General features: G+C 62.2%; 17 protein-coding genes and 2 riboswitches. Of the genes, 8 read left to right on the forward strand and 9 right to left on the reverse strand.

The features are described from left to right. Nucleotides 1-10 precede the first annotated feature (10 nt). From FHU41_RS07175 to glgX, 3 genes are all read right to left on the reverse strand, one after another. A complete protein-coding gene (locus tag FHU41_RS07175; protein WP_179388886.1) occupies nucleotides 11-1,084 on the reverse strand; it encodes an inositol-3-phosphate synthase in 1,074 nt (357 codons plus the stop codon). A gap of 30 nt (nucleotides 1,085-1,114) precedes the next feature. Further along, nucleotides 1,115-2,134, reverse strand: coding sequence for an aldo/keto reductase (locus FHU41_RS07180; RefSeq protein ID WP_179388887.1), 1,020 nt, complete (start codon nucleotides 2,132-2,134; stop codon nucleotides 1,115-1,117). 212 nt (nucleotides 2,135-2,346) lie between these two features. Next, nucleotides 2,347-4,530, reverse strand: a complete 2,184-nt coding sequence (gene glgX, locus FHU41_RS07185; protein WP_179388888.1) for a glycogen debranching protein GlgX — start codon at nucleotides 4,528-4,530, stop codon at nucleotides 2,347-2,349. 250 nt (nucleotides 4,531-4,780) lie between these two features. After that, a riboswitch (glycine riboswitch) is annotated at nucleotides 4,781-4,884 on the forward strand. 1 nt (nucleotide 4,885) lies between these two features. Next, nucleotides 4,886-4,988: riboswitch (glycine riboswitch) on the forward strand. Between the two features lie 41 nt (nucleotides 4,989-5,029). Between glgX and gcvP the strand changes: the two genes are divergently transcribed. The 5 genes from gcvP (at nucleotide 5,030) to FHU41_RS07210 (ending at nucleotide 12,307) form a co-directional block, all read left to right on the forward strand. Beyond that, nucleotides 5,030-7,900, forward strand: coding sequence for an aminomethyl-transferring glycine dehydrogenase (gene gcvP, locus FHU41_RS07190; RefSeq protein WP_179388889.1), 2,871 nt, complete (start codon nucleotides 5,030-5,032; stop codon nucleotides 7,898-7,900). A 9-nt stretch (nucleotides 7,901-7,909) separates the two neighbouring features. Beyond that, a complete protein-coding gene (gene gcvT / locus FHU41_RS07195; protein WP_179388890.1) occupies nucleotides 7,910-9,070 on the forward strand; it encodes a glycine cleavage system aminomethyltransferase GcvT in 1,161 nt (386 codons plus the stop codon). After that, nucleotides 9,067-9,450: a glycine cleavage system protein GcvH gene (gcvH, locus tag FHU41_RS07200; RefSeq protein ID WP_179388891.1), complete on the forward strand. Its 384-nt coding sequence runs from the start codon at nucleotides 9,067-9,069 to the stop codon at nucleotides 9,448-9,450. The genes gcvT and gcvH overlap by 4 nt, the downstream gene beginning before the upstream one ends. Continuing rightward, a complete protein-coding gene (gene glyA, locus FHU41_RS07205; RefSeq protein WP_343046269.1) occupies nucleotides 9,447-10,739 on the forward strand; it encodes a serine hydroxymethyltransferase in 1,293 nt (430 codons plus the stop codon). The genes gcvH and glyA overlap by 4 nt, the downstream gene beginning before the upstream one ends. A gap of 149 nt (nucleotides 10,740-10,888) precedes the next feature. Next, nucleotides 10,889-12,307, forward strand: a complete 1,419-nt coding sequence (locus tag FHU41_RS07210; RefSeq protein ID WP_179388892.1) for an L-serine ammonia-lyase — start codon at nucleotides 10,889-10,891, stop codon at nucleotides 12,305-12,307. Here the strand turns inward: FHU41_RS07210 and FHU41_RS07215 are convergent. From FHU41_RS07215 to glmS, 5 genes are read right to left on the reverse strand one after another with little or no spacing between them, the layout of a single operon-like run. Then, nucleotides 12,304-12,948: an HAD-IA family hydrolase gene (locus tag FHU41_RS07215; protein ID WP_179388893.1), complete on the reverse strand. Its 645-nt coding sequence runs from the start codon at nucleotides 12,946-12,948 to the stop codon at nucleotides 12,304-12,306. The genes FHU41_RS07210 and FHU41_RS07215 overlap by 4 nt on opposite strands. Continuing rightward, nucleotides 12,948-14,408 carry a bifunctional ADP-dependent NAD(P)H-hydrate dehydratase/NAD(P)H-hydrate epimerase gene (locus tag FHU41_RS07220; RefSeq protein ID WP_179388894.1) on the reverse strand — a complete coding sequence of 487 codons (1,461 nt, stop codon included), beginning with the start codon at nucleotides 14,406-14,408 and terminating at the stop codon, nucleotides 12,948-12,950. Before FHU41_RS07220 ends, FHU41_RS07215 begins: the two co-directional genes overlap by 1 nt. 2 nt (nucleotides 14,409-14,410) lie before the next feature. Then, complete coding sequence (locus FHU41_RS07225) at nucleotides 14,411-14,758, reverse strand: holo-ACP synthase (RefSeq protein WP_179388895.1); 348 nt, start codon at nucleotides 14,756-14,758, stop codon at nucleotides 14,411-14,413. Nucleotides 14,759-14,784: 26 nt separating this feature from the next. Next, nucleotides 14,785-15,375, reverse strand: coding sequence for an isochorismatase family protein (locus FHU41_RS07230; RefSeq protein ID WP_179388896.1), 591 nt, complete (start codon nucleotides 15,373-15,375; stop codon nucleotides 14,785-14,787). Further along, nucleotides 15,375-17,267, reverse strand: coding sequence for a glutamine--fructose-6-phosphate transaminase (isomerizing) (gene glmS, locus FHU41_RS07235; protein ID WP_179388897.1), 1,893 nt, complete (start codon nucleotides 17,265-17,267; stop codon nucleotides 15,375-15,377). The genes FHU41_RS07230 and glmS overlap by 1 nt, the downstream gene beginning before the upstream one ends. Nucleotides 17,268-17,370: 103 nt before the next feature. Between glmS and coaA the strand changes: the two genes are divergently transcribed. From coaA to mscL, 3 genes are read left to right on the forward strand one after another with little or no spacing between them, the layout of a single operon-like run. After that, complete coding sequence (gene coaA / locus FHU41_RS07240; protein WP_179388898.1) at nucleotides 17,371-18,333, forward strand: type I pantothenate kinase; 963 nt, start codon at nucleotides 17,371-17,373, stop codon at nucleotides 18,331-18,333. A gap of 1 nt (nucleotide 18,334) precedes the next feature. Next, nucleotides 18,335-19,126, forward strand: coding sequence for a M15 family metallopeptidase (locus FHU41_RS07245; RefSeq protein WP_343046270.1), 792 nt, complete (start codon nucleotides 18,335-18,337; stop codon nucleotides 19,124-19,126). A 58-nt stretch (nucleotides 19,127-19,184) separates the two neighbouring features. Continuing rightward, the gene (gene mscL / locus FHU41_RS07250; RefSeq protein ID WP_179388899.1) at nucleotides 19,185-19,586 is read left to right on the forward strand and encodes a large conductance mechanosensitive channel protein MscL; all 402 of its coding nucleotides are present in this window, start codon (nucleotides 19,185-19,187) and stop codon (nucleotides 19,584-19,586) included. Between the two features lie 48 nt (nucleotides 19,587-19,634). Here mscL and glmM read toward each other — a convergent pair whose 3' ends face one another. After that, nucleotides 19,635-20,987 (reverse strand): phosphoglucosamine mutase, encoded by a 1,353-nt coding sequence (glmM, locus tag FHU41_RS07255; protein ID WP_179388900.1) that lies wholly within the window; start codon nucleotides 20,985-20,987, stop codon nucleotides 19,635-19,637. Between the last annotated feature and the right edge of the window lie 218 nt (nucleotides 20,988-21,205).

Below are 21,205 nucleotides of genomic sequence, written 5' to 3' on the forward strand. Positions count from 1 at the left end.
GCCGCGGGCGTTAGCCCTGGATGAAACCCTCCACTGCTTCACGAGCCAGATCATCGGCCATCTGCTCCGGCGGTGACTTCATGAAGTAGGCACTCGGCGCCAGTAGCGGTCCGCCGATGCCTCGGTCCAAGCCGATCTTCGCGGCCCGAATGGCATCGATGATCACACCAGCCGAATTCGGTGAGTCCCAGACCTCCAGCTTGTATTCCAGCGAGACCGGAGCATCCCCGAAGTTTCGGCCCTCTAGCCGAACGAAAGCCCATTTGCGGTCATCGAGCCAAGCCACATAGTCCGAAGGCCCAATATGCACGTTCCGCTCGCTCAGCTCAGCGGAGGTATTGGAGGTGACAGCCTGAGTCTTGGAGATCTTCTTCGATTCCAGCCGGTCCCGCTCCAGCATGTTCTTGAAGTCCATATTGCCGCCCACATTGAGCTGGTAGGTCCGGTCCAGGATCACGCCGCGGTCCTCAAAGAGCTTGGCCATTACCCGGTGGGTGATGGTCGCACCGAGCTGGCTCTTAATATCGTCGCCAACAATCGGTAGGCCGGCAGCGGTGAACTTATCCGCCCATTCCTTGGTTCCCGCAATGAAAACCGGAAGCGCATTGACGAAGGCGCAACCGGCGTCGAGCGCTGCTTGGGCGTAGTGCTTAGCCGCCGCCTCGGAGCCGACCGGCAGGTAGCAGACCAGCACGTCCACCTGGGCTTCGCGCAGCGCCGCGGCAACATCCACGGGGGGCTCCAAGGATTCCTCGATGGTTTCCCGGTAGTACTTGCCCAGCCCGTCCAGGGTTGGACCGCGCTGCACCAGCACCCCCGAGGCCGGTACCTCGGTGAGCTTGAGCGTATTGTTTTCGCTCGCCGTAATCGCCTCGGCCAGATCGGTGCCCACCTTCTTGGCATCGACGTCGAAGGCTGCCACAAACTGCACATCACTCACGTGGTAGTCACCGAAGCGCACGTGCATCAGTCCGGGCACGGTGACCTCGGGATCGGCATCACGGTAATAATGCACTCCCTGGACGAGGGACGAAGCGCAGTTTCCGACGCCGACAATGGCGACGCGGATAGGGTTGGCGGGCATGGTTCTCCTAAGAACTTGGGTAGTGGAAGCTTAGATACCGGCGCTGGCAGCGTCGATGGCGGCGATCTCGGTGTCGTCGAAGTCCAGCTTCGCAACGCCTGCCAGATTAGCTTCCAATTGCGCCACGCTGGAGGCTCCCACTAGGGCGGAGGTCACCGCGCCGGAGGCCTGCTCGCGCAGCACCCAAGCCACCGACATCTCGGCCAGCGACTGGCCACGCGCGGCGGCGATCTCATTGAGCGCGCGCACCGCCGTCATCTTCTGCTCGGTCAGCGAGCTCTCCTTGAGGAAGTGCCCGACGGCGGCCCGTGAGTCGGCCGGAATACCCTTCAGATAGCGGTCGGTCAGCACGCCCTGCGCCAGTGGCGAGTAGGCGATGGAGCCGATTCCTTGCTCCCCGAGCACCTCGAGCAGCGAGGAACCGCTCTCGTCCGGGCGTTCGATCCAGCGGTCGAAAATATTGTAATTGGGCTGGTTGATCACCATCGGAGTGCCCAATTCACGCAAGATTTTGGCGGCTTCGAGTGTCTGGGAAGCCGAGTAGTTGGAGACACCAACGTAGAGCGCCTTGCCGGAGCGCACCGCGTAATCCAGGGCGGACATGGTTTCTTCCAGCGGGGTTTCCGGGTCCGGACGGTGGCTGTAGAAGATATCGACGTAGTCCAATCCCATCCGCTGCAAGGACTGGTCCAGGCTGGCCAAAACGTACTTGCGGGAGCCCCATTCGCCGTAGGGGCCATCCCACATCAGGTGCCCGGCTTTGGAGGAGATCACGATCTCATCCCGGTAGGGGCGGAAGTCCTCGCGCAGATGACGGCCGAAGTTGCTCTCCGCACTGCCTGCGGGCGGGCCGTAGTTGTTCGCCAGGTCAAAGTGGGTGACGCCCAGATCGAAGGCCCGGCGCAAAACTGCGCGTTGGTTCTCGAAGGGCTTGTCATCGCCAAAGTTGTGCCAGAGGCCTAAGGAGACCGCAGGAAGTTTCAGGCCGCTACGGCCCAATCGGCGGTATGGCAGTTCGGCATAACGGGATTCGGCAGCAAGGTAGGTCATGGCTCCATCATGCCACGATCACCCCACCTCCAAAGAGCCCTCCACCCCAAGCCACCATGGCCAACCCCGTGACCAGCTATCCCACTCTGTGGTGCAGTTGAGGCAGTTGTTCACTCAAAATCGTCACACTGGCAACTCCCGTAACACCCAGTGGGACAGCTGGGAAGAGAGACGGGAGAGTTGGGAGGAAAAGTGGGTAAGTGGGAGGAGATTTAGCGAGGTAGTTGGGCGGAGATATTGCCCAGGGAGGCTGCTACCGAGTGATCGGGGCTGCTCGCGCTCTCATCGTGGGCACGCAACACTACGAGCGATCGGGATTGCACGGTCAAAGCGGCTCCGGCGGCGACCGCATCGGTCACCGGCTGGGAGCCGGCGGTATCGATCAATAGATCCCAGTGCTCCGCGTATTCGGCGACGGGCAGCGTGAACTGCACCTCGTCGTCGTGCGCATTGAAGTACAGCAGGAAGTTGGCATCGGAGATCCGTCGGCCCCGCTCATCAACCCCGGAGATCGCGTCACCGTTGAGGAAGACCCCTACGGTGCGGCCAAAACCGTTGTCCCAATCCGCCTCGGTCATGGTGCTGCCGTCGGTGTCTAACCAGACCAGGTCCGGCAGCCGCTCCCCTTCTCCTCGTTTGGCAGGCCGGCCATCGAAGAATCGGGAACGCCGAAAGGTGGGATGCTCATGCCGCAGGCGGCTGAGCGCTGCGGTGAATTCGATTAGCGGCTGATCGGCGGTATCCCAGTGAATCCAGGTCAGCTCGGAATCCTGGCAGTAGGCGTTGTTATTGCCGTTCTGTGTGCGTCCCAGCTCATCGCCGTGCACCAGCATCGGCACCCCTTGGGAGAGCAGCATGGTGGCAATGAAGTTGCGCTGCTGCCGAGCGCGTAAGGACAGCACGCCGCCGTCTTGCGTTGGCCCTTCCACCCCACAATTCCAGGAGCGGTTGTGCGATTCCCCATCCTTGCTGTCCTCGCCGTTGGCTTCATTGTGCTTGTCGTTATAGGCGACCAAATCAGCCAAGGTGAAGCCGTCATGGGCGGTGACAAAGTTGATTGAGGCAACCGGCCGCCGTCCAGAGTGCTCATAGAGATCGGAGGAACCGGTAAGTCGAGACGCGAACTCCCCTAGAGTTGAGGGTTCTCCTCGCCAGAAGTCTCGCACCGTGTCCCGGTACTTACCGTTCCATTCGGTCCACTGCGGCGGGAAATTGCCAACCTGATAGCCGCCGGGGCCCACATCCCAGGGCTCGGCAATGAGCTTGACCTGGGAGACCACCGGATCCTGCTGAATGAGCTCGAAGAAGGTGGAGAGCTTGTCCACGTCGTAGAACTCACGGGCCAGAGTGGATGCCAGGTCGAAGCGGAAACCGTCCACGTGCATTTCGGTCACCCAATAGCGCAGCGAGTCCATTAGCAGTTGCAGGGAGTGCGGATTGCGGACATTGAGCGAATTTCCGGTACCGGTGTAGTCCATGTAGTACTGCTGATCGTTATCCACCAGCCGGTAATAAGCCGCATTATCAATGCCACGGAAGCTCAGGGTGGGGCCCATCTGGTTCCCCTCGGCCGTGTGGTTATAGACCACGTCGAGAATCACCTCGATGCCCGCCCGGTGCAGCGCCCGCACCATGGCCTTGAAGTCCTGCACCTGCTGACCCTGGTCACCGGTGGAGCTGTAGGTGTTCTGTGGGGCGAAGAAGCCAATCGTGTTGTAGCCCCAGTAGTTGCTCAACCCCTTCTCCAGCAACACATTGTCCTGAACAAACTGGTGCACCGGCATGAGCTCGATGGCGGTCACCCCGAGCTTCTTCAGGTGCGCGATCACGGCGGGATGGGCGACGCCGGCAAAGGTACCTCGCTGCTCTTCCGGAACCTCTGGATGCAGCCGGGTGAGGCCCTTGACGTGTGCCTCGTAGATAAATGATCGGTGGTAGGGGGTGCGGGGCGAGCGGTCACCATCCCAGTCAAAGAAGGGATTGACCACCACGCCGAGCATCATATGCGGCAGCGAATCCTCGTTGTTTTGTTTCGTGGGATCGGCATGATCGTAGGAGAACAGGGCGTTGTCCCAGTCAATCTGTCCGGCAACCGCCTTGGCATAGGGATCCAGCAGCAACTTATTCGGGTTACTGCGCTGGCCCTTTGCCGGATCGTAGGCGCCTTCAACCCGGTAGCCGTACTTCTGTCCTGGTTGAACCTGGGGCAGATAGCAGTGCCAAACGTAGCCATCCACCTCGGTGAGTGGAATCCGGGTCTCGATGGGTCCTTCCGCGCTGTCCTCGATCAAGCAGAGCTGAATGGCCTCGGCGGCTTCGCTGAAGATCGCGAAATTAGTGCCGTTGCCATCGAAGCTGGCTCCCAGTGGGTAAGCCGATCCGGGCCAAACTTCCATGCTGCGCTCCTGTCCGCGAAGGTACGGTCTTCCTAGGGTACCGGCCCCAGCAGAGCGGCTTCCCCGGGCAAGTGCTCTCCGTTGGTAGTGCGTATCCCGCAGAGGAGCGTGCCGCCCAGTAGGAATTTTCGAAGGATTCGAGTGCTAGACGCCGTAAACCGCTCTAAGTTCCTACTGGGCGGCACAGCACTCCAATTTGTCCACCCTCCCGACCCCGTGTGAGAATGGTCACGAACAATTGAAACGCCAGCGATCCGCGGCGGGAGAGTCCTCCTGCCACTACGTAAGGCAGCAGGCGCCGTAGGAGCAAACCCTCCCCGGGAATCTCTCAGGCACCCGCACCGCCGCGGCAAGGCAACTCTGGAAAGTAGTTCCGCCCAAACCAGGACGGTGCTCACCGACGGTGCAAGCGAGGAAATCTTCGCGGAATCTCTCAGGTCCAATACAGAGCGGGGAGGAACCCAAACCCGGCACTGCTGTGCCCAAAGATTGGAGTTCCGTGACCGAACTTACCAGCGAACCGGCTTTCGCAGACCGTCATATCGGTGCCCGTCGCAACGCCGATGTGGCCCATATGCTCAAAATCATCGGCTACGACTCCGTGGACGGCTTGGTCGATACCGCCGTGCCAGAGAGCATTCGCCAGCAGAACGCGCTGACCTTGCAACCCGCACTTAGTGAGGTGGAGGTGCTCCGCCAGCTCCGCGAACTCGCAGCCAAGAACAAGACCGCGGTCCAACTAATCGGCCAGGGCTACTACGACACCGTGACTCCCCCGGTGATCCGCCGCAACATTCTTGAAGACCCCGCCTGGTACACCGCCTACACCCCGTATCAGCCGGAGATCTCGCAGGGCCGCCTGGAGGCACTGCTGAACTTCCAGACCATGGTCGAGGACCTCACCGCGCTACCCATCGCCAACGCCTCGCTGCTCGATGAAGCAACTGCCGTCGCCGAGGCTGTGCTGCTGATGCGCCGCTCCAATAAGGCCAAGAACGCCGGCGTGATCGTGCTGGACGCCGATGTACTGCCGCAGACCATCGCCGTAGTGAAGGGCCGCGCCGAAGCGCTTGGTTTTGCGGTCGTGGTGATCGACCTAGCCAAAGACGGCCTGCCGTCGGTTGAATCAGAACACGGCGAAATTTGCGGTGTGGTGCTGCAGCAACCCGGCGTCTCGGGCACCGTACACGACCAGGCCGCGCTGATCACCGAGGCCAAGGAACGCGGCGCAATGGTCACCGTCGCGGCCGATCTGCTCGCGCTGACCCTGATCGTCCCGCCGGGTGAGCAGGGCGCGGATATCGCCGTCGGCTCCGCCCAGCGCTTCGGCGTCCCGCTCTTCTTCGGTGGCCCGCATGCTGCCTATATGGCGGTCCGCAACGGCCTGGAGCGCTCGCTGCCCGGCCGCTTGGTCGGAGTTTCCAAGGACGACGCCGGCACCCCCGCCTACCGCTTGGCACTGCAGACTCGTGAGCAGCACATCCGCCGCGAGAAGGCCACCTCCAATATCTGCACCGCCCAGGCGCTGCTCGCCATCGTGGCCAGCATGTACGCCGTTTACCACGGCCCCGAGGGTCTTAAGTGGATCGCTCAGCGCACTCACCGGCACGCCGCAACTCTCGCGGCCTCGCTCCGGGCCGCGGGCATCGACGTTCCCCAGCAGAACTTCTTCGACACAATCACCGTGCAGGTTCCCGGCCGGGCCGCCGAATTGCTCGCCGCGGCCGAGGCCAAGGGCGTGAACTTCCGTCCGGTCGATGCCGATACCCTGGGCATCTCCTTCGACGAAACCACCACCACCGAGACGGTTGCTCTGGTGGCGGGGATCTTCGGTGCCGAGGTGGTCAGCGGCGACAACGAAATCGCCGAACATCTGCTGCGTAGCTCCGAGTACCTAACCCACCCGGTGTTCCACGCACACCGCTCCGAGACTCAGATGCTGCGTTACCTGCGCCGCCTCTCGGACCGAGACCTGGCTCTGGACCGCACCATGATTCCACTGGGCTCCTGCACCATGAAGCTCAACGCCACGGTGGAAATGGAATCCATCTCCTGGCCCGAGTTCGCTGGCATTCACCCCTTCGCCCCGGAATCGCAGACCGCGGGCTGGCGTGAACTGATCGAGGACTTGGAAGCCGAGCTGGCCACCATCACCGGTTACGACCAGGTTTCCATCCAGCCCAATGCCGGTTCCCAGGGTGAGCTGGCTGGTCTGCTGGCGATCCGCGGATACCACCTATCCCGCGGCGATGAGCAGCGCAATATCTGCCTCATCCCGGCCTCCGCCCACGGCACCAACGCCGCCTCCGCGGTACTCGCGGGCATGAAGGTTGTGGTGGTAGCCACCGCCGCGGACGGCACCATCGATCACGAAGATCTGCAAGCCAAGATCGATAGCAATGCGGAGCAACTGGCCGCGATTATGATCACCTACCCCTCCACGCACGGGGTCTTCGACGCCGATGTCCGCCAGGTCTGCGACGCCGTTCACGCCGCGGGCGGCCAGGTGTACATCGACGGCGCTAACCTGAACGCCCTGGTCGGGCTGGCTCAGCCGGGACAGTTCGGTGGCGACGTTTCGCACCTGAACCTGCACAAGACCTTCTGCATCCCGCACGGCGGTGGCGGCCCCGGCGTCGGCCCGGTCGCAGCCAAGGCGCACTTGGCTCCTTTCATGCCCTCGGATGCGAATAAGTCGGCACACGAAGCCGGTCACGGCGTGGCCATCTCCGCTTCCAAGTACGGTTCCGCCGGTGTGCTGCCAATCTCCTGGGCTTACATCAAGCTGATGGGCGGCGACGGTCTCACCGAAGCCACCGGCAGCGCCCTGCTCGCCGCGAACTATGTGGCGGCCAGCCTGAATGACTACTTCCCGGTGCTCTACACCGGAAATGGCGGCCTGGTGGCACACGAGTGCATCCTGGATCTGCGCGAGCTGACTGCAAAAACCGGCGTTACCGCCGAGGATGTGGCTAAGCGGCTGATCGATTACGGCTTCCACGCACCCACCCTGGCCTTCCCGGTGGCGGGCACCTTGATGGTGGAGCCTACCGAGTCGGAAGATCTGGGCGAAATCGACCGCTTCATCGCCGCGATGATCTCGATCAAGGGCGAAATCGATGAGATCGCCGAGGGCAAACTGGCCGTGGAGGAATCCCCGCTGCGGCTTTCCCCGCACACCGCCAATGCCGTGGTGAACGACTCCTGGGATCGCAAGTACAGCCGCGAGCAAGCCGCCTTCCCCCTACGGAATAGTGCCGCAGGCTTGCGGGTGGACAAGTATTTCCCGCCGGTGGGTCGGATCGACGGCGCCAATGGCGACCGCAATCTGATCTGCTCCTGCCCGCCGCCCGAAGCCTTTGAAAACTAGGAGCCACCCATGACTCTCAAAGAAACAGCCCTACACGCCGAGCACGCCAAGCTCGGCGCCAGCTTCACCGACTTCGGCGGCTGGGATATGCCCTTGAAGTACCAGAGCGAGCTGGCCGAACACCACGCGGTCCGCCAGGGAGCCGGTCTCTTCGATCTGTCCCATATGGGCGAGATTTGGGTTCGCGGCCCACAGGCGGCAGCCTTCCTGGACTACGCCCTGGTCGGAAACCTCTCGGCCATTGCGGTCGGCAAGGCCAAGTATTCGCTGATCTGCAATCCCGACGGCGGCATTATCGATGATCTGATCAGCTACCGGCGGGCGGAGGACGTCTACCTGGTGGTACCCAATGCTGGCAATGCCGACGCTGTGTACGCCGAGTTCGTTCGGCGGGCTGCGACAGGCATCGAGGGGGGCTTCGACGTCGAACTGGACAATGTCTCGCTGCAGACCTCGCTGATCGCCCTGCAGGGTCCCGAGGCGGAGCGCATTCTGCTCGGCCAGGTCCCCGCGGAGCAGGCTGAGGCGGTCCGTGAGCTCAAGTATTACGCGGCCACCGAGGTCACCGCCGCGGGCCTACCAATCCTCTTAGCCCGCACCGGTTACACCGGCGAAGATGGTTTTGAGCTCTACATCGACAATTCTGAGGCTGCCCAGCTGTGGAATGCCCTGCTTAACGCGGACGACGTCGTCACCCCCTGTGGTTTGGCCAGCCGGGATTCGCTTCGGCTTGAGGCCGCAATGCCGCTCTACGGTAACGAGCTGGGCTTAGAGGGGAACCCCTTCGAAGCCGGTCTGGGCCCGGTCGTCTCGCTCCCCCCGGCTAAAACCGCCAAAGAAGGCGACTTCGTCGGCAAGGAAGCACTCGCCAAGATCAAGGCCGAACGGGCCGAAAGTCTGACCGGCAAGCGCGTACTGGTCGGCCTCAAGGGCCAGGGTCGCCGTGCCGCTCGCAGCCATTACCCGGTGCTGGCAAACGGCGAGCAGATTGGCGAGGTGACCTCCGGGCTGCCCAGCCCGACGCTCGGTTACCCGGTGGCGCTCGCCTATCTCAGCGCGGAGCACTCCGAGCCCGGAACCGAAGTCCAGGTGGACCTACGCGGCAAGGCTGAGCCGTTTACCGTCGTCGCCCTCCCCTTTTACAAACGCACTATTAAGGCTGAAAAATGACCAAAGTTGTTCCTGAACTGCGCTATTCCGCCGAGCACGAGTGGGTGGCCGCCGATGGCTCCGGCCCGGTTATCGTCGGGGTGAGCGCGGTAGCCGCCGAAGCCCTGGGCGATATTGTTTACCTCGATCTGCCCGAGGTGGGCAGCAGCATCACCTCCGGTCAGAGCTGTGGCGAGATCGAGTCCACCAAATCGGTTTCCGATCTCTACGCCCCGGTCAGTGGTGAGATCACCGAGGTGAACACCGACGCCGTCGGCAATCCCGCCGTGGTGAACCAGGATCCTTACGGCGCTGGCTGGCTCTTCAAGGTGAGCGTGAGCGAAGAGGGCCCGCTGCTGAGCGCCGCCGAGTACGCCGAAAAGAACGGGGCAGAGCTGTGAGCCAAACTATTGAACACCTGAACGGCACGCTGGCTCAGCTCGATCCGGAGATCGCTGCCAAGCTCGACGATGAGCTGTCCCGGCAGCGGCACGGCCTGGAGATGATCGCTTCCGAGAATCACACCTCGGTTGCCGTGATGCAGGCGCAGGGTTCGGTGCTGACTAATAAGTACGCCGAGGGTTACCCGGGCCGCCGCTACTATGGCGGCTGCGAGCATGTTGACGTGGTGGAGCAGCTGGCCATCGACCGGGTCAAGGCACTGTTCGGTGCCGCTTACGCGAACGTGCAGCCGCATTCCGGCGCGCAGGCCAATGCCTCGGCGATGCACGCGCTGATCAAGCCGGGCGACACCATTATGGGCCTGAACCTGGCGCATGGCGGTCACCTGACCCACGGCATGCGGATCAATTTCTCCGGCAAGCTCTACAACGTCATCCCCTACCAGGTCCGCGAGGACGATCACCGGATCGATATGGCCGAGGTCGAGCGCCTGGCACTCGAGCACAAGCCGGCACTGATCGTGGCAGGCTGGTCGGCTTATGCCCGGCAGTTGGACTTCGCCGAGTTCCGCCGGATCGCCGATCTGGTGGGCGCGTACCTGATGGTGGATATGGCGCACTTCGCCGGGCTTGTGGCCGCCGGGCTGCATCCTTCCCCGGTGCCGCACGCACACGTCACCACTTCCACCACGCACAAGACCCTGGCCGGTCCGCGCGGCGGCATTATTCTGAGCAACGATGCCGATATTGCCAAGAAGCTCAACTCGGCGGTCTTCCCCGGCCAGCAGGGCGGCCCGCTGGAGCACGTCATTGCGGGCAAGGCTGTTGCCTTCAAGATCGCCGCCTCCGAGGAATTCAAGGAGCGGCAACAGCGGGTGCTTGAAGGCGCGCGCATTCTGGCTGAGCGACTGGTTCAGGACGACGTCAAGGCCAAGGGCATCTCCGTGGTGACCGGTGGCACCGATGTGCACCTGGTGCTGGTTGATCTTCGTGATTCCGAGCTGGACGGCCAGCAGGCCGAGGATCGACTGGCGCAGATCGATGTCACGGTGAACCGGAATGCGGTGCCCTTCGATCCGCGTCCGCCGATGGTCACCTCCGGGCTGCGGATCGGCACTCCTGCTTTAGCGAGCCGGGGCTTTGAGACCGCGGCCTTCACCGAAATCGCGGACATCATCGCCGAGGCGTTGATCGCGGAGGCGGACGCCGATCTGAGTTCCCTGGCACAGCGCGTGCAGGCACTGGCCGAGGCACATCCGCTCTACCCGGACGTTGCTCCGCTCAGCTAGGTTCCACCAAAGTTCCACCGACCTCAAACCTCGAACGACTTCGCGATAGTCCTTTGACCTGGCGATAGCCCACTGCATCGCCAGTGGGCTATCGCGAAGTCGTTGGGCTATCGCGAGGCATTAACACCAGACAGGACTAGGATCAAACTGTGGCTATAGGGGTTTTCGACCTTTTTAAGGTCGGCATCGGACCGTCGAGCTCTCATACGGTCGGACCGATGCGCGCCGCAGCGGTTTTCGTCGAAGAATTGCGTACCGAAGGCTGCCTCGATCGGGTCGCTTCGATCAAAGTTGATCTCTACGGTTCACTCGCGGCCACCGGGCGGGGGCACGGCACCATGACCGCCGTGCTGCTCGGCCTGGAGGGCTACTACCCCGATCTGATCCTGCCCGAGGAAGTAGAGAGCAGGCTAGCCGTAATGGCGGAAAGCGGCAGCATTCAGCTCGCGGGGACGAAGCCGCTGAGCTACGCCGTGGACGATATGATCCTGCACCCGCTCACCGTGCTCGACCGGCACACCAATGGGATGAAATTCGCGGTCTCGGACGAAGCCGGTGAACTGCTCCACGAGGCTACCTTCTACTCGGTAGGCGGCGGCTTTATCGTCCGCGAGGGGGAGGAAGATGCGGCGCTGCAAGAGCTCGATGAAACGCATCGAGGGCTGCCCTTGCCCTTCCGCACCGCTGCAGAACTGCTGAAGCATTGCTCCGATCGCGGCCTGCGATTCTCCGAGGTGATGCTGATCAACGAACTCGATACCCTTAAGGCAGACGGCGTCCAGCGTTCCGAAGAAGAGGTCCGGGCGGGCCTCAAGCACATCTGGTCGGTGATGGAGGGCTGCGTCGAATCCAGCCTGCATCGCGAAGGCTTGCTGCCCGGCGGACTCAAGGTACGCCGTCGTGCCCCCGATTGGCATGACCGGCTACTCAAGGAGGACAAGGACCGGGACCCCAAGTACTGGCAGGAGTGGGTCAACCTGATCGCCTTGGCGGTCAACGAGGAGAACGCCTCCGGTGGCCGAGTGGTGACCGCGCCCACCAACGGTGCGGCGGGGATCATTCCCGCGGTGCTCTACTACGCGCTCAACTACGCTCCGGGGATGGAGAATGCCAGCCAGGAGGATAAGGACGACGTGGTGGTGCGTTTCCTCTTGGCGGCCGGCGCCGTCGGGGTGCTGTACAAGGAGCAGGCCTCCATTTCCGGTGCCGAGGTTGGCTGTCAGGGCGAGGTGGGTTCGGCGTCGTCAATGGCTGCTGCCGGGCTGGCCGAGGTGATGGGTGGCTCTCCGGCTCAGGTGGAGAACGCCGCCGAGATCGCGATGGAACACAATCTTGGGCTGACCTGCGATCCAATCGGTGGCTTGGTTCAGGTGCCCTGCATCGAGCGCAACGCGATTGCCGCGGCGAAGGCGATCAACGCCACCAAGATGGCCCTCTGGGGCGACGGCGAACACCGCGTCTCACTGGATGAAGTGATCGTGACTATGCGGGAAACCGGTAAGGATATGAGCAATAAGTACAAGGAAACCGCGATGGGCGGCCTGGCCGTCAACGTGGTGGAGTGCTAATTTCGGGCTGAGTCAGCCGTGACGGCGTCGAGCTGCTGCCGGTAGCGAGCGGCGTCTTGGAACACCTCGGCCCTCCAGCCAAAGTCCAGCGCCGCTTGCACATTCTTAACCTTGTCATCGGTGAAAAAGACCTGCTCACGCGGCACCCGCAACCCTAGAACAGCCTGGATTTCCCGATGCGCCGCCAGGTAGGCCGCCGGATCTGGTTTGCGCAGCCCGTAGTTATAACTATTGAGCACCCCGGCGAAAAGTCCGTCGATACCGAGCCGCACCAGTTCCTCGGGCACCCGATCGGTGCCATTGGTGAAGAGGAAAACCGGCACTTCCGGCAACTCCTCGATCAACTGAGTCATCTCAGGATCGGCTTTACCCACGTTATCCCGCCAGCGCTGGAAACTCGCCGCAACATCGGCCCCGTTGCGGGTACCTGCGCGAAGCTCCGCTTCGATCCGGTCCTCCCACTGGCGCCGATTGAAGCCACCGACCACGGCGCGATCAAGGTCGCCCGACTCCATCACCAGCTCCCAAAGGGTCCCGGCTGGCAAGCCTAGCTCCGCTTCGATCTGGGCATCTAGCTCCAGGGAATCGAAATGCCGGATCACTCCATCCAGGTCAAAGACCAAGACCAATTCGAGCCCCATCAATCAATGCCCTCGAAAAGCTCCCGCAGCACCTGTGGCACCGCCTCGGCAATGCCGCTCGCCGTCATCGGCCCACCTCCTGAGGCCAGTACCCCGGCCCGGCCGTGCACGCTGGCAGCCATCGCAGCCGCAAGCGGCGGTGCAACCCCGGCCGCGAGCAGCGCACCCAGAATGCCCGCCAAGACATCCCCGCTGCCCGCCGTCGCCAACCAAGGCGTACCCTCGGACTGGCTGTGCACCTCGCCCTGCGGACTCACCACCACGATGGTTGCGCCCTTGAGCAGCACGGTTGCCCCGGTTAGCTGGGCGGCCAGTCGGGCATGTTCTAGGGCGGAGCGTTCGACGTCGGCGCGTACGGTTGGGTGCCCTCGGCGGCTTAGCAGCGCGGCCAGTTCGCCAGCGTGGGGTGTGATCACCACCTGCGGGCCAACCCGCTCCGGCAGCAGCGGAAGCGCACCGGCGTCGGCAAGCACAGGAAGCCCGGAATTGATCGCATCCAGGCAACGGCGTTCCTGCTCAGCATCGTCGGAGACTCCGGGGCCAACCAGCCAGGCCTGCACCCGGTTCGCAGCTACCGTGGAGGCACCGGGCACCACCTCGGGAGGCAAGCCTCCGGCCCTCAGGGTAGCCGGTCCTAGATACCTGATCATCGCCGTTCCGGCCGCGAGCGCACCGTGAAGAGCCAACTGCGCCGCGCCTGGATACGCCGTGGATCCTGCGACCACGCCGAGCACTCCCCGGGAATACTTATGGTCGCTCCTGCCGGGGCGCGGCCAATGCCTGAGTAGATCGTCCTGATCCAGGCGTTCCAATGCGGCGGCTGGCAAACTCAGGTCCAAGTCCACGTAGCTAATGTCTCCGGCAAATCCCTCGCCGGGAGGCAACAACAGCCCAGCCTTGATACCGCCGAAGGTTACTGTTTCGATAGCGCTCAGCACCACTCCGGAGACCTCTCCGGTATCGGCGTTAACCCCGCTAGGTAGATCGCAGGCGATCACCTGGAGCCCGCCTATCTCGCAGAGTGCGGCCACCAAATCGGCTACCGCATCCCGCAAGCCACCACGGGCTCCGGTGCCCAGCAATCCATCGACCACCAAATCAGCCTGAGCTACCAAGGAGGCGCTGTCCCGGACACCACGTTCAGCCAGCCGCACCACGGTCCCGCCAGCCGCTTGAAAGGCAGCGAAAGCTGGGCCGTGCACTCGCTCCGAGCCGAGCACCGCCGTCGTCCGCACTCCCCTGCGGCTCAGTAACTCCCCGGCGTACAGCGCATCCGCCCCGTTATTGCCGGGGCCGATCAGCAAGGCTACGGAGCTTCCATACACTCGGCCGGAAGTCCTCAGCCGCCATAGAACCGCATTTGCCAGGCCATAGGCGGCACGAGCCATCAGATCGACGCCCGCCTCCAAGAGAGGTTTCTCCGCAGCCTGGACCGCAGTCCCGGTGTAGGCGGAGATCATGTTTAGCTCTCGCCGATCACAAAGGCTGTTGAAATGCCGCCATCATGGCTCATCGAAAGGTGCCAGCGCTTCACTCCACGGGATTCGGCGACAGCGGCGACGGTTCCCTTGACCTGTACGGTGGGGCCATTCTCGTCCAAGCCAATCCAGCAATCCTGCCAGTTCATTCCGGCCGGGGCACCCAGAACCTTGGCCACCGCCTCCTTGGCGGCAAATCTGGCCGCCAAGGAGCGGGTGTGCAGGCCACGTTCGGCCGGCACGAAAAGCCGATCCCGCAGCCCCGGGGTCCGCGCCAGTTGACGTCCGAACCGCTCCACGTCCACCACATCGATGCCAATGCCGATAATCATGGTTTCAGTCTAACGATCCTGCCTCGCTACGAGGCGGGAGTCTGCTCTTCAGCTTCCCAGCTTGCCAAGGTCTCAGCATGATTCGGGGTGAAGATATCTTCGCTGACCGAACGAGTCACGCAGAAGAACTCCAAATCACCATGCGCGTAGAGAGTCTCATTCTCATGCGCGATGATCTGCTCGGCACTGAGCACGGGTGAATCCACCGTGCTGTGGGCGTCCTCAAGCAGGGTGACCTGGAAATCACGTCCGACGGCGGCCCGCACCGCGGTATCTATGCAATACTCGCTCTGCATGCCACAAATCACCAGGTGCTCAATCCTTCGCTCTTTCAGGAATGGGGCGAGCAAGGTACGGGTGAAGAGGTTGTTATTCGCCTTATCGATGGTCACCGAACCGGCGGGCTGAGGCAATTCATCGAAGACCTCGAAGCCGGGACCGCTTCCACCGGCCACATCCTTGTCTCGGATGAAGATCACCTGGGCTCCGGCGTCGGACGCTTTCTCGATGGCCAGCTTAATATTGCCGATCACCGCGTCCTTATTAGCCAGTTCTCCCGCATAGCTGCCGTTCACCATGTCCTGCTGGACATCAATGACTATAAGCGCCTGCGTCATCACTCAACCGTCACAGACTTCGCCAGGTTACGCGGCTGATCGACGTCGTAGCCCTTCGCGCTGGCCAGCGCACAGGCAAAGATCTGCAGCGGCACGGTGGTGAGCAGCGGTGCCAACAGGGTCGGGGTGGCCGGAATGTAGAAGACCTGCTCGGCAAACTCGCGCACCGCTTCATCGCCCTCTTCGGCAATCACGATGGTCTTCGCGCCGCGAGCGCGGATCTCCTGGATGTTGGAGACCACCTTGGCGTGCAGCGAATCGCGGCCATTGGGCGAGGGCACCACGACGAAGACCGGCTGGCCCTCTTCGATCAGCGCGATCGGTCCGTGCTTGAGCTCTCCGGCGGCAAAGCCTTCCGCGTGAATGTAGGCCAGCTCCTTGAGCTTGAGCGCACCCTCCATGGCCACCGGGAAGCCGACATGACGACCCAGGAAGAGCACCGACTTGGTGTCCTTCATGGCCACCGCGAGATCGCGAATCTGCTGCTCGTTGTCTAGCACAGACTGGATCTTGTCCGGGGTCTTGTGCAGGTCTGCCAGTAGATCCTTGATCTCGCCCTGGAACTTATTGCCACGCAGCTGAGCCAAGTAAAGCCCCAGCAAATAAGCCGCGGTGATTTGCGCCAGGAAGGCCTTAGTGGAGGCCACCGCGATTTCCGGCCCGGCGTGGGTGTAGAGCACGGCATCGGATTCACGCGGAATTGTCGAGCCATTGGTATTGCAGATCGCCAGCGTCTTGGCGCCCTGCTCCCGCGCGTAACGGACGGCCATCAGGGTATCCATTGTCTCGCCGGACTGGGAGATGGAGATCACCAGGGTATTGGAATCGACAATCGGGTCCCGGTAACGGAATTCGTGGGAGAGTTCCACCTCGGTGGGGATTCGGCACCAGTGCTCGATGGCGTACTTGGCAACCTGCCCGGCGTAAGCACTCGTACCACAAGCCAGCACGATGATCTTATTGACCTGCTTCAGCTGCTCCGGGTCGATGCGCAATTCGTCCAGCACCAGCCGGCCCTCTGCATCGGTGCGACCCAGCAAGGTTTCCGCCACGGCGCGGGGCTGCTCGTGGATTTCCTTCTCCATAAAGGAGGGGAAGCCGTCCTTCTCCGCTGCGGCGGCGTCCCAGTCAACCTGGTATTCCTTGCCTTCGGCGGGTGCTCCGAAGAAGTCGGTGATTTCCACGGCGTCCGGAGTGATGGTGACGATCTGGTCTTGGCCGAGTTCAACGGCACGACGGGTGTAGTCAATGAAACCGGAGACATCGGAGCCGAGGAAGTTCTCGCCTTCCCCCAGTCCGACGACGAGTGGCGAGTTACGCCGAGCGGCAACCACTACATCGGGCAGGTCTGCATGTATTGCTAACAGGGTGAAAGCACCTTCGAGCTTCTGGCAGGCGCGTTGCATGGCCACGGTCAGCCGCTGCGCGGCGGGGACATCAACGGCGGCCTGGTACTCGTCGCCCAGCAGCGCTGCGGCCACCTCGGTATCGGTTGCGGAACGGAAGGTGACTCCCTTTTCCAACAAAACGGACTTGAGCTCGGAGAAGTTCTCGATAATGCCGTTGTGGATCAGAGCCAGCCGGTCATCATCTGCCAGGTGCGGATGCGCGTTGACATCGGTCGGCCCGCCATGGGTTGCCCAGCGGGTGTGCCCAATACCGGTGCGTGAGTTGGGCAGCGGGTGCTGCTCCAACTCACCGAGTAGGTTACTGAGTTTGCCAGCCTTCTTGGCAGAGGCAATGCCGCCGCCATCCGCACCGGTCAACACCGCAACACCTGCGGAGTCGTAACCACGATATTCAAGCCTTCTCAGGCCTTCTAACACCACATCAAGAGCTCCATGATCGCGCTCTTGGTCCCCACGGCTAACGTAGCCAACAATTCCACACATGGCTTCAATCTTACCTGGCTCCGGCCCTAGCCTGAGCCGACACGTATTGCTCGCCAAGCCAAGGAATTCGCGATTGCCCCGGGGAGAGGGCAGAATCGCTAGGGTGAGTTTGCAACGCACAGAATCTGGCGACGGAGCCTCCCCCTTTGTGGAATTGGACCGGCAGCACTGGTCCCGTTTATCGGCTGAGATCGAACAGCCGCTCAATCAGGAGGACATACTCCGGCTTCGCGGCCTTGAAGATCCGCTCAATATGGATGAAGTGCGCGAGGTCTACCTGCCACTGTCCCGGCTGCTCAACCTCTATGTCGCCGCCGCGGGCCAATTGCATGCGGCCACCACGACGTTCCTCGGCGAGCGCACCCAGCGCACTCCCTTCGTGATCGGCGTAGCCGGTTCGGTGGCGGTCGGGAAGTCCACCACGGCCCGCATCCTGCGTGAGATGTTGCGCCGCTGGCCGGGTACCCCCAATGTCGAGCTAGTCACCACCGATGGTTTTCTGTACCCGAACGCCGAGCTTGAGCGACGTGGGCTAATGCAGCGCAAGGGCTTCCCGGAGTCCTATGACCGGCGCGCGCTGCTGCGTTTCGTCAGCGAGGTAAAGGGCGGCGCGGAGGAGGTCCGGGCTCCCTGGTACTCACATCTGACCTATGACATCGTTCCGGGCAAAGAAGTGGTGGTGCACCGCCCCGATGTGTTGATTGTCGAGGGACTGAACGTGCTCGCTGCAGCCAGGCCCCGTCAGGACGGGCGTTCCGGATTGGCGGTGAGCGACTTCTTCGATTTTTCGGTCTTCGTCGATGCCAAGACCCCTTATATCGAGCAGTGGTACATCGACCGCTTCCTTTCACTGCGTAAATCGGCCTTCGCCCAACCAGAGTCCTATTTTCACCGTTATGCCTCGCTCTCCGATGCGGAAGCCGTGGAAACCGCAACCGGCATCTGGAAGCGGATCAACGAACCGAACTTGATGGAGAATGTGCTCCCTACCCGGGGCCGGGCTCGTTTAGTGTTGACCAAGGATTCGGACCATTCGATCCGCCGAATGTTGCTGAGGAAGACCTGAGGTGAGCGCTGCGTCTGCTCCCCTCGACCGACGCGCCGCTCTACGGCTCGGACTCTACGGAATGGGAGTGCTCGGCCTGGCTGCCTGTGAAGGCCCGGACTCCTCAAACGATTCAGGTTCGACGGCGGCTGGTCAGCAGGCGGGCGTGGTCAACACTGTGCCAGCCCCGGGCCAAAAAGCCCCGACCGCCCCGGCTAATTCGCTCGATGACCCGAGATCGATTTGGGTGATCGTGAACAAGCGTCGGCCACTCAAGCCCGCGAACTACCATCCCAGCGACCTGGTCCGTCCAGCGGTGAGTAGCAATGTCGGCGGGGAAACCGCCATGCTGCGTGCACCTGCCGCGGCTGCCCTGGAAAAAATGGCTAAAGCAGCCCAGGTTCACGGCACTCCGCTGACTTTAGTGAGCGGTTTCCGTTCCTATCAGACCCAGGTTTCCACCTATGGTTCCTTCGCCGCAGCCACCGGGATTTCCGGGGCGGATCACGCCTCAGCTCGTCCGGGCTATTCGGAGCATCAGACCGGCTTGGCGGTGGATATCGGAAACGGCGGCGGCTGCAATCTGCAACCGTGCTTCGCCGGACAGCCCCTCGCTGCCTGGGTCGCCCAGAACTGCCATACTTTTGGCTTCGTGGTGCGGTATCAGCTCAACTTCCAGGACCAGACCGGCTACTTTGCCGAACCCTGGCACCTGCGTTATGTCGGCGTCGAACTGGCTACTGCGGTCAAAAAATCCGGACTGCACAGCCTAGAGCAATACTTCGGCCTGGACCCCGCCCCAGATTACTCCTGAGTTACGTCTATGCGTGTCTTAGCTAACGCACAGGACTTTTGCGTCTATCTTGGGTGGCATGATCAAGGGATTTAGAGAATTCATTTTGAAAGGCAATGTCGTCGACCTTGCGGTCGCCGTCGTTATCGGTGGTGCCTTCGGTACCGTCGTGACTTCACTCGTTAACAACATCATCATGCCGCTCATCGCGGGCATCGTCGGGAAGCCTAGCTTCAACGATGTGCTGAAGTTTCAAATCGGCTCCGATCCGGCGAACACGGTGATGCTCGGCACCTTCATTACGGTGCTGCTGAACTTCCTGATCGTTGCCGCGGCCATCTACTTCATCGTGGTAGTTCCGATGAATCATATGATCGCTCGTCGTAACGCGAAGCTCGGCATCAAGCCGGAGGAAGATGCGCCGGATCCGCAGGTTGTGCTGCTCACCGAAATCCGGGATGCTCTGAAGGCCCGCAACTAGAACGGTCCTAAGCTGCCCGAAGCGGCTGGTGCTCAAACCTGGCGGTTGCTAGGCGACGAGCGCCAGTCGCTTTTCTACTATTGAGGCCAGTTCTTGGCAGACCCTGGTTGCGGTCTCCATGTCTGCGGCTTCCACCATCACCCGCACCAGTGCCTCGGTGCCGGAGGGCCGCAGGAGCACCCGTCCGGTTTCGCCCAGTTCTTGCTCCGCTAGCCGAACGGCCTCACGCACGCCCTGATCACTCTGCGCACGCGATTTATCCACGCCCTTGACGTTGATCATGAGCTGCGGCAGCTTAGTCATCACGGTGGCTAGCTGCTTCAAACTACGGCCGCTACGGGCCACCTCGGCGGCCAATTGCAATCCGGTGAGCACGCCGTCGCCCGTGGTGGCGTAATCGGAGAAGATGACGTGCCCGGACTGCTCGCCGCCCAAGCTGAACTCGCCCTCACGCATGGCTTCCAGCACATAGCGATCGCCGACGCCGGTCTCCCGGATACTGATGCCAGCGTCACGCAGGGCGAGCTTGAGGCCCAAATTGCTCATCACGGTAGCAACCAAGACATTGTCCTTAAGCTTTCCATCGGACTTCAGCGCGATCGCCAGGATGGCCATAATCTGGTCTCCGTCGATCACATTGCCCTCGTGGTCCACCGCGAGGCAGCGATCCGCATCGCCGTCGTGCGCAATGCCCAGATCGGCACCGTGCGCCAACACAGCCTGTTGTAGCGGCTCTAGGTGGGTTGAGCCCACTCCGTCATTGATGTTCAGCCCATCGGGCTCTGCGCCGATCACGATTACCTTGGCGCCAGCGTCCTTGAAAACCTGGGGCGAGCAGCCGCTCGCGGCACCGTGTGCGCAGTCCAGCACCACGGTCAGCCCATCGAGCCGGTGCGGCAACGTGGTCAGCAGGTGCAGGATATAGCGGTCTTCGGCATCTGAGAAGCGCTGGATCCGGCCCACACCCACGCCCACCGGGCGGTGTGGTTCCTTCTCCAACTGGGTTTCGATGGCGTCTTCCACTTCATCGGGCAGCTTCTGGCCACCACGAGCAAAGAACTTAATGCCGTTGTCCGCCGCGGGGTTGTGCGAGGCGGAGATCATCACGCCAAAGTCGGCTTCTAAGGAGGCAATAAGGTACGCCGCGGCTGGAGTGGGTAGCACCCCGGCGTCGTAGACGTCCACGCCGGCACTAGCCAGGCCAGCTTCTACCGCAGCACCAATAAACTCACCACTGGCTCGTGGGTCGCGAGCAATGACCGCGCGCGGACGCTTCCCCTCCGACATTTGGTCATGGCCCAAGACGACAGCGGCCGCCTGCGCGAGTGAGAGAGCAAGCTCTGCAGTGAGCAACCCATTGGCCAGGCCACGAACCCCATCGGTTCCAAACAATCTAGACATCGGATTGATTCTACTAGTATCTGCCACAAACTCCGCCCACCCCCTGCCCCAGCTCAACCCCCGGTTCAAACCCAGCTGTCCCATCGGGTGTGACGGATGATGCAGATGTGACCGGAAATCAACCTCATCAGCAACATCTGCACCACTCAATGGGACAACTGGGAAGAAATCGGTGGAGGGGAAGAAGAGTCTCAGCCACGATTTACCGGTTCCTGTGT

This window comes from Psychromicrobium silvestre, from assembly GCF_013408295.1.
Lineage (GTDB): Bacteria > Actinomycetota > Actinomycetes > Actinomycetales > Micrococcaceae > Renibacterium > Renibacterium silvestre.

Excerpts from the sequence above, each read along its gene's own strand:
- FHU41_RS07175 (WP_179388886.1), bottom strand. The coding sequence starts at position 1,084 with ATGCCCGCCAACCCTATCCGCGTCGCCATTGTCGGCGTCGGAAACTGC.
- FHU41_RS07220 (WP_179388894.1), bottom strand. The coding sequence starts at position 14,408 with ATGATCTCCGCCTACACCGGGACTGCGGTCCAGGCTGCGGAGAAACCT.
- glmS (WP_179388897.1), bottom strand. The coding sequence starts at position 17,267 with ATGTGTGGAATTGTTGGCTACGTTAGCCGTGGGGACCAAGAGCGCGAT.
- FHU41_RS07225 (WP_179388895.1), bottom strand. The coding sequence starts at position 14,758 with ATGATTATCGGCATTGGCATCGATGTGGTGGACGTGGAGCGGTTCGGA.
- glgX (WP_179388888.1), bottom strand. The coding sequence starts at position 4,530 with ATGGAAGTTTGGCCCGGATCGGCTTACCCACTGGGAGCCAGCTTCGAT.
- FHU41_RS07215 (WP_179388893.1), bottom strand. The coding sequence starts at position 12,948 with ATGGGGCTCGAATTGGTCTTGGTCTTTGACCTGGATGGAGTGATCCGG.
- FHU41_RS07230 (WP_179388896.1), bottom strand. The coding sequence starts at position 15,375 with ATGACGCAGGCGCTTATAGTCATTGATGTCCAGCAGGACATGGTGAAC.
- mscL (WP_179388899.1), top strand. The coding sequence starts at position 19,185 with ATGATCAAGGGATTTAGAGAATTCATTTTGAAAGGCAATGTCGTCGAC.
- gcvT (WP_179388890.1), top strand. The coding sequence starts at position 7,910 with ATGACTCTCAAAGAAACAGCCCTACACGCCGAGCACGCCAAGCTCGGC.
- glmM (WP_179388900.1), bottom strand. The coding sequence starts at position 20,987 with ATGTCTAGATTGTTTGGAACCGATGGGGTTCGTGGCCTGGCCAATGGG.
- FHU41_RS07180 (WP_179388887.1), bottom strand. The coding sequence starts at position 2,134 with ATGACCTACCTTGCTGCCGAATCCCGTTATGCCGAACTGCCATACCGC.
- gcvH (WP_179388891.1), top strand. The coding sequence starts at position 9,067 with ATGACCAAAGTTGTTCCTGAACTGCGCTATTCCGCCGAGCACGAGTGG.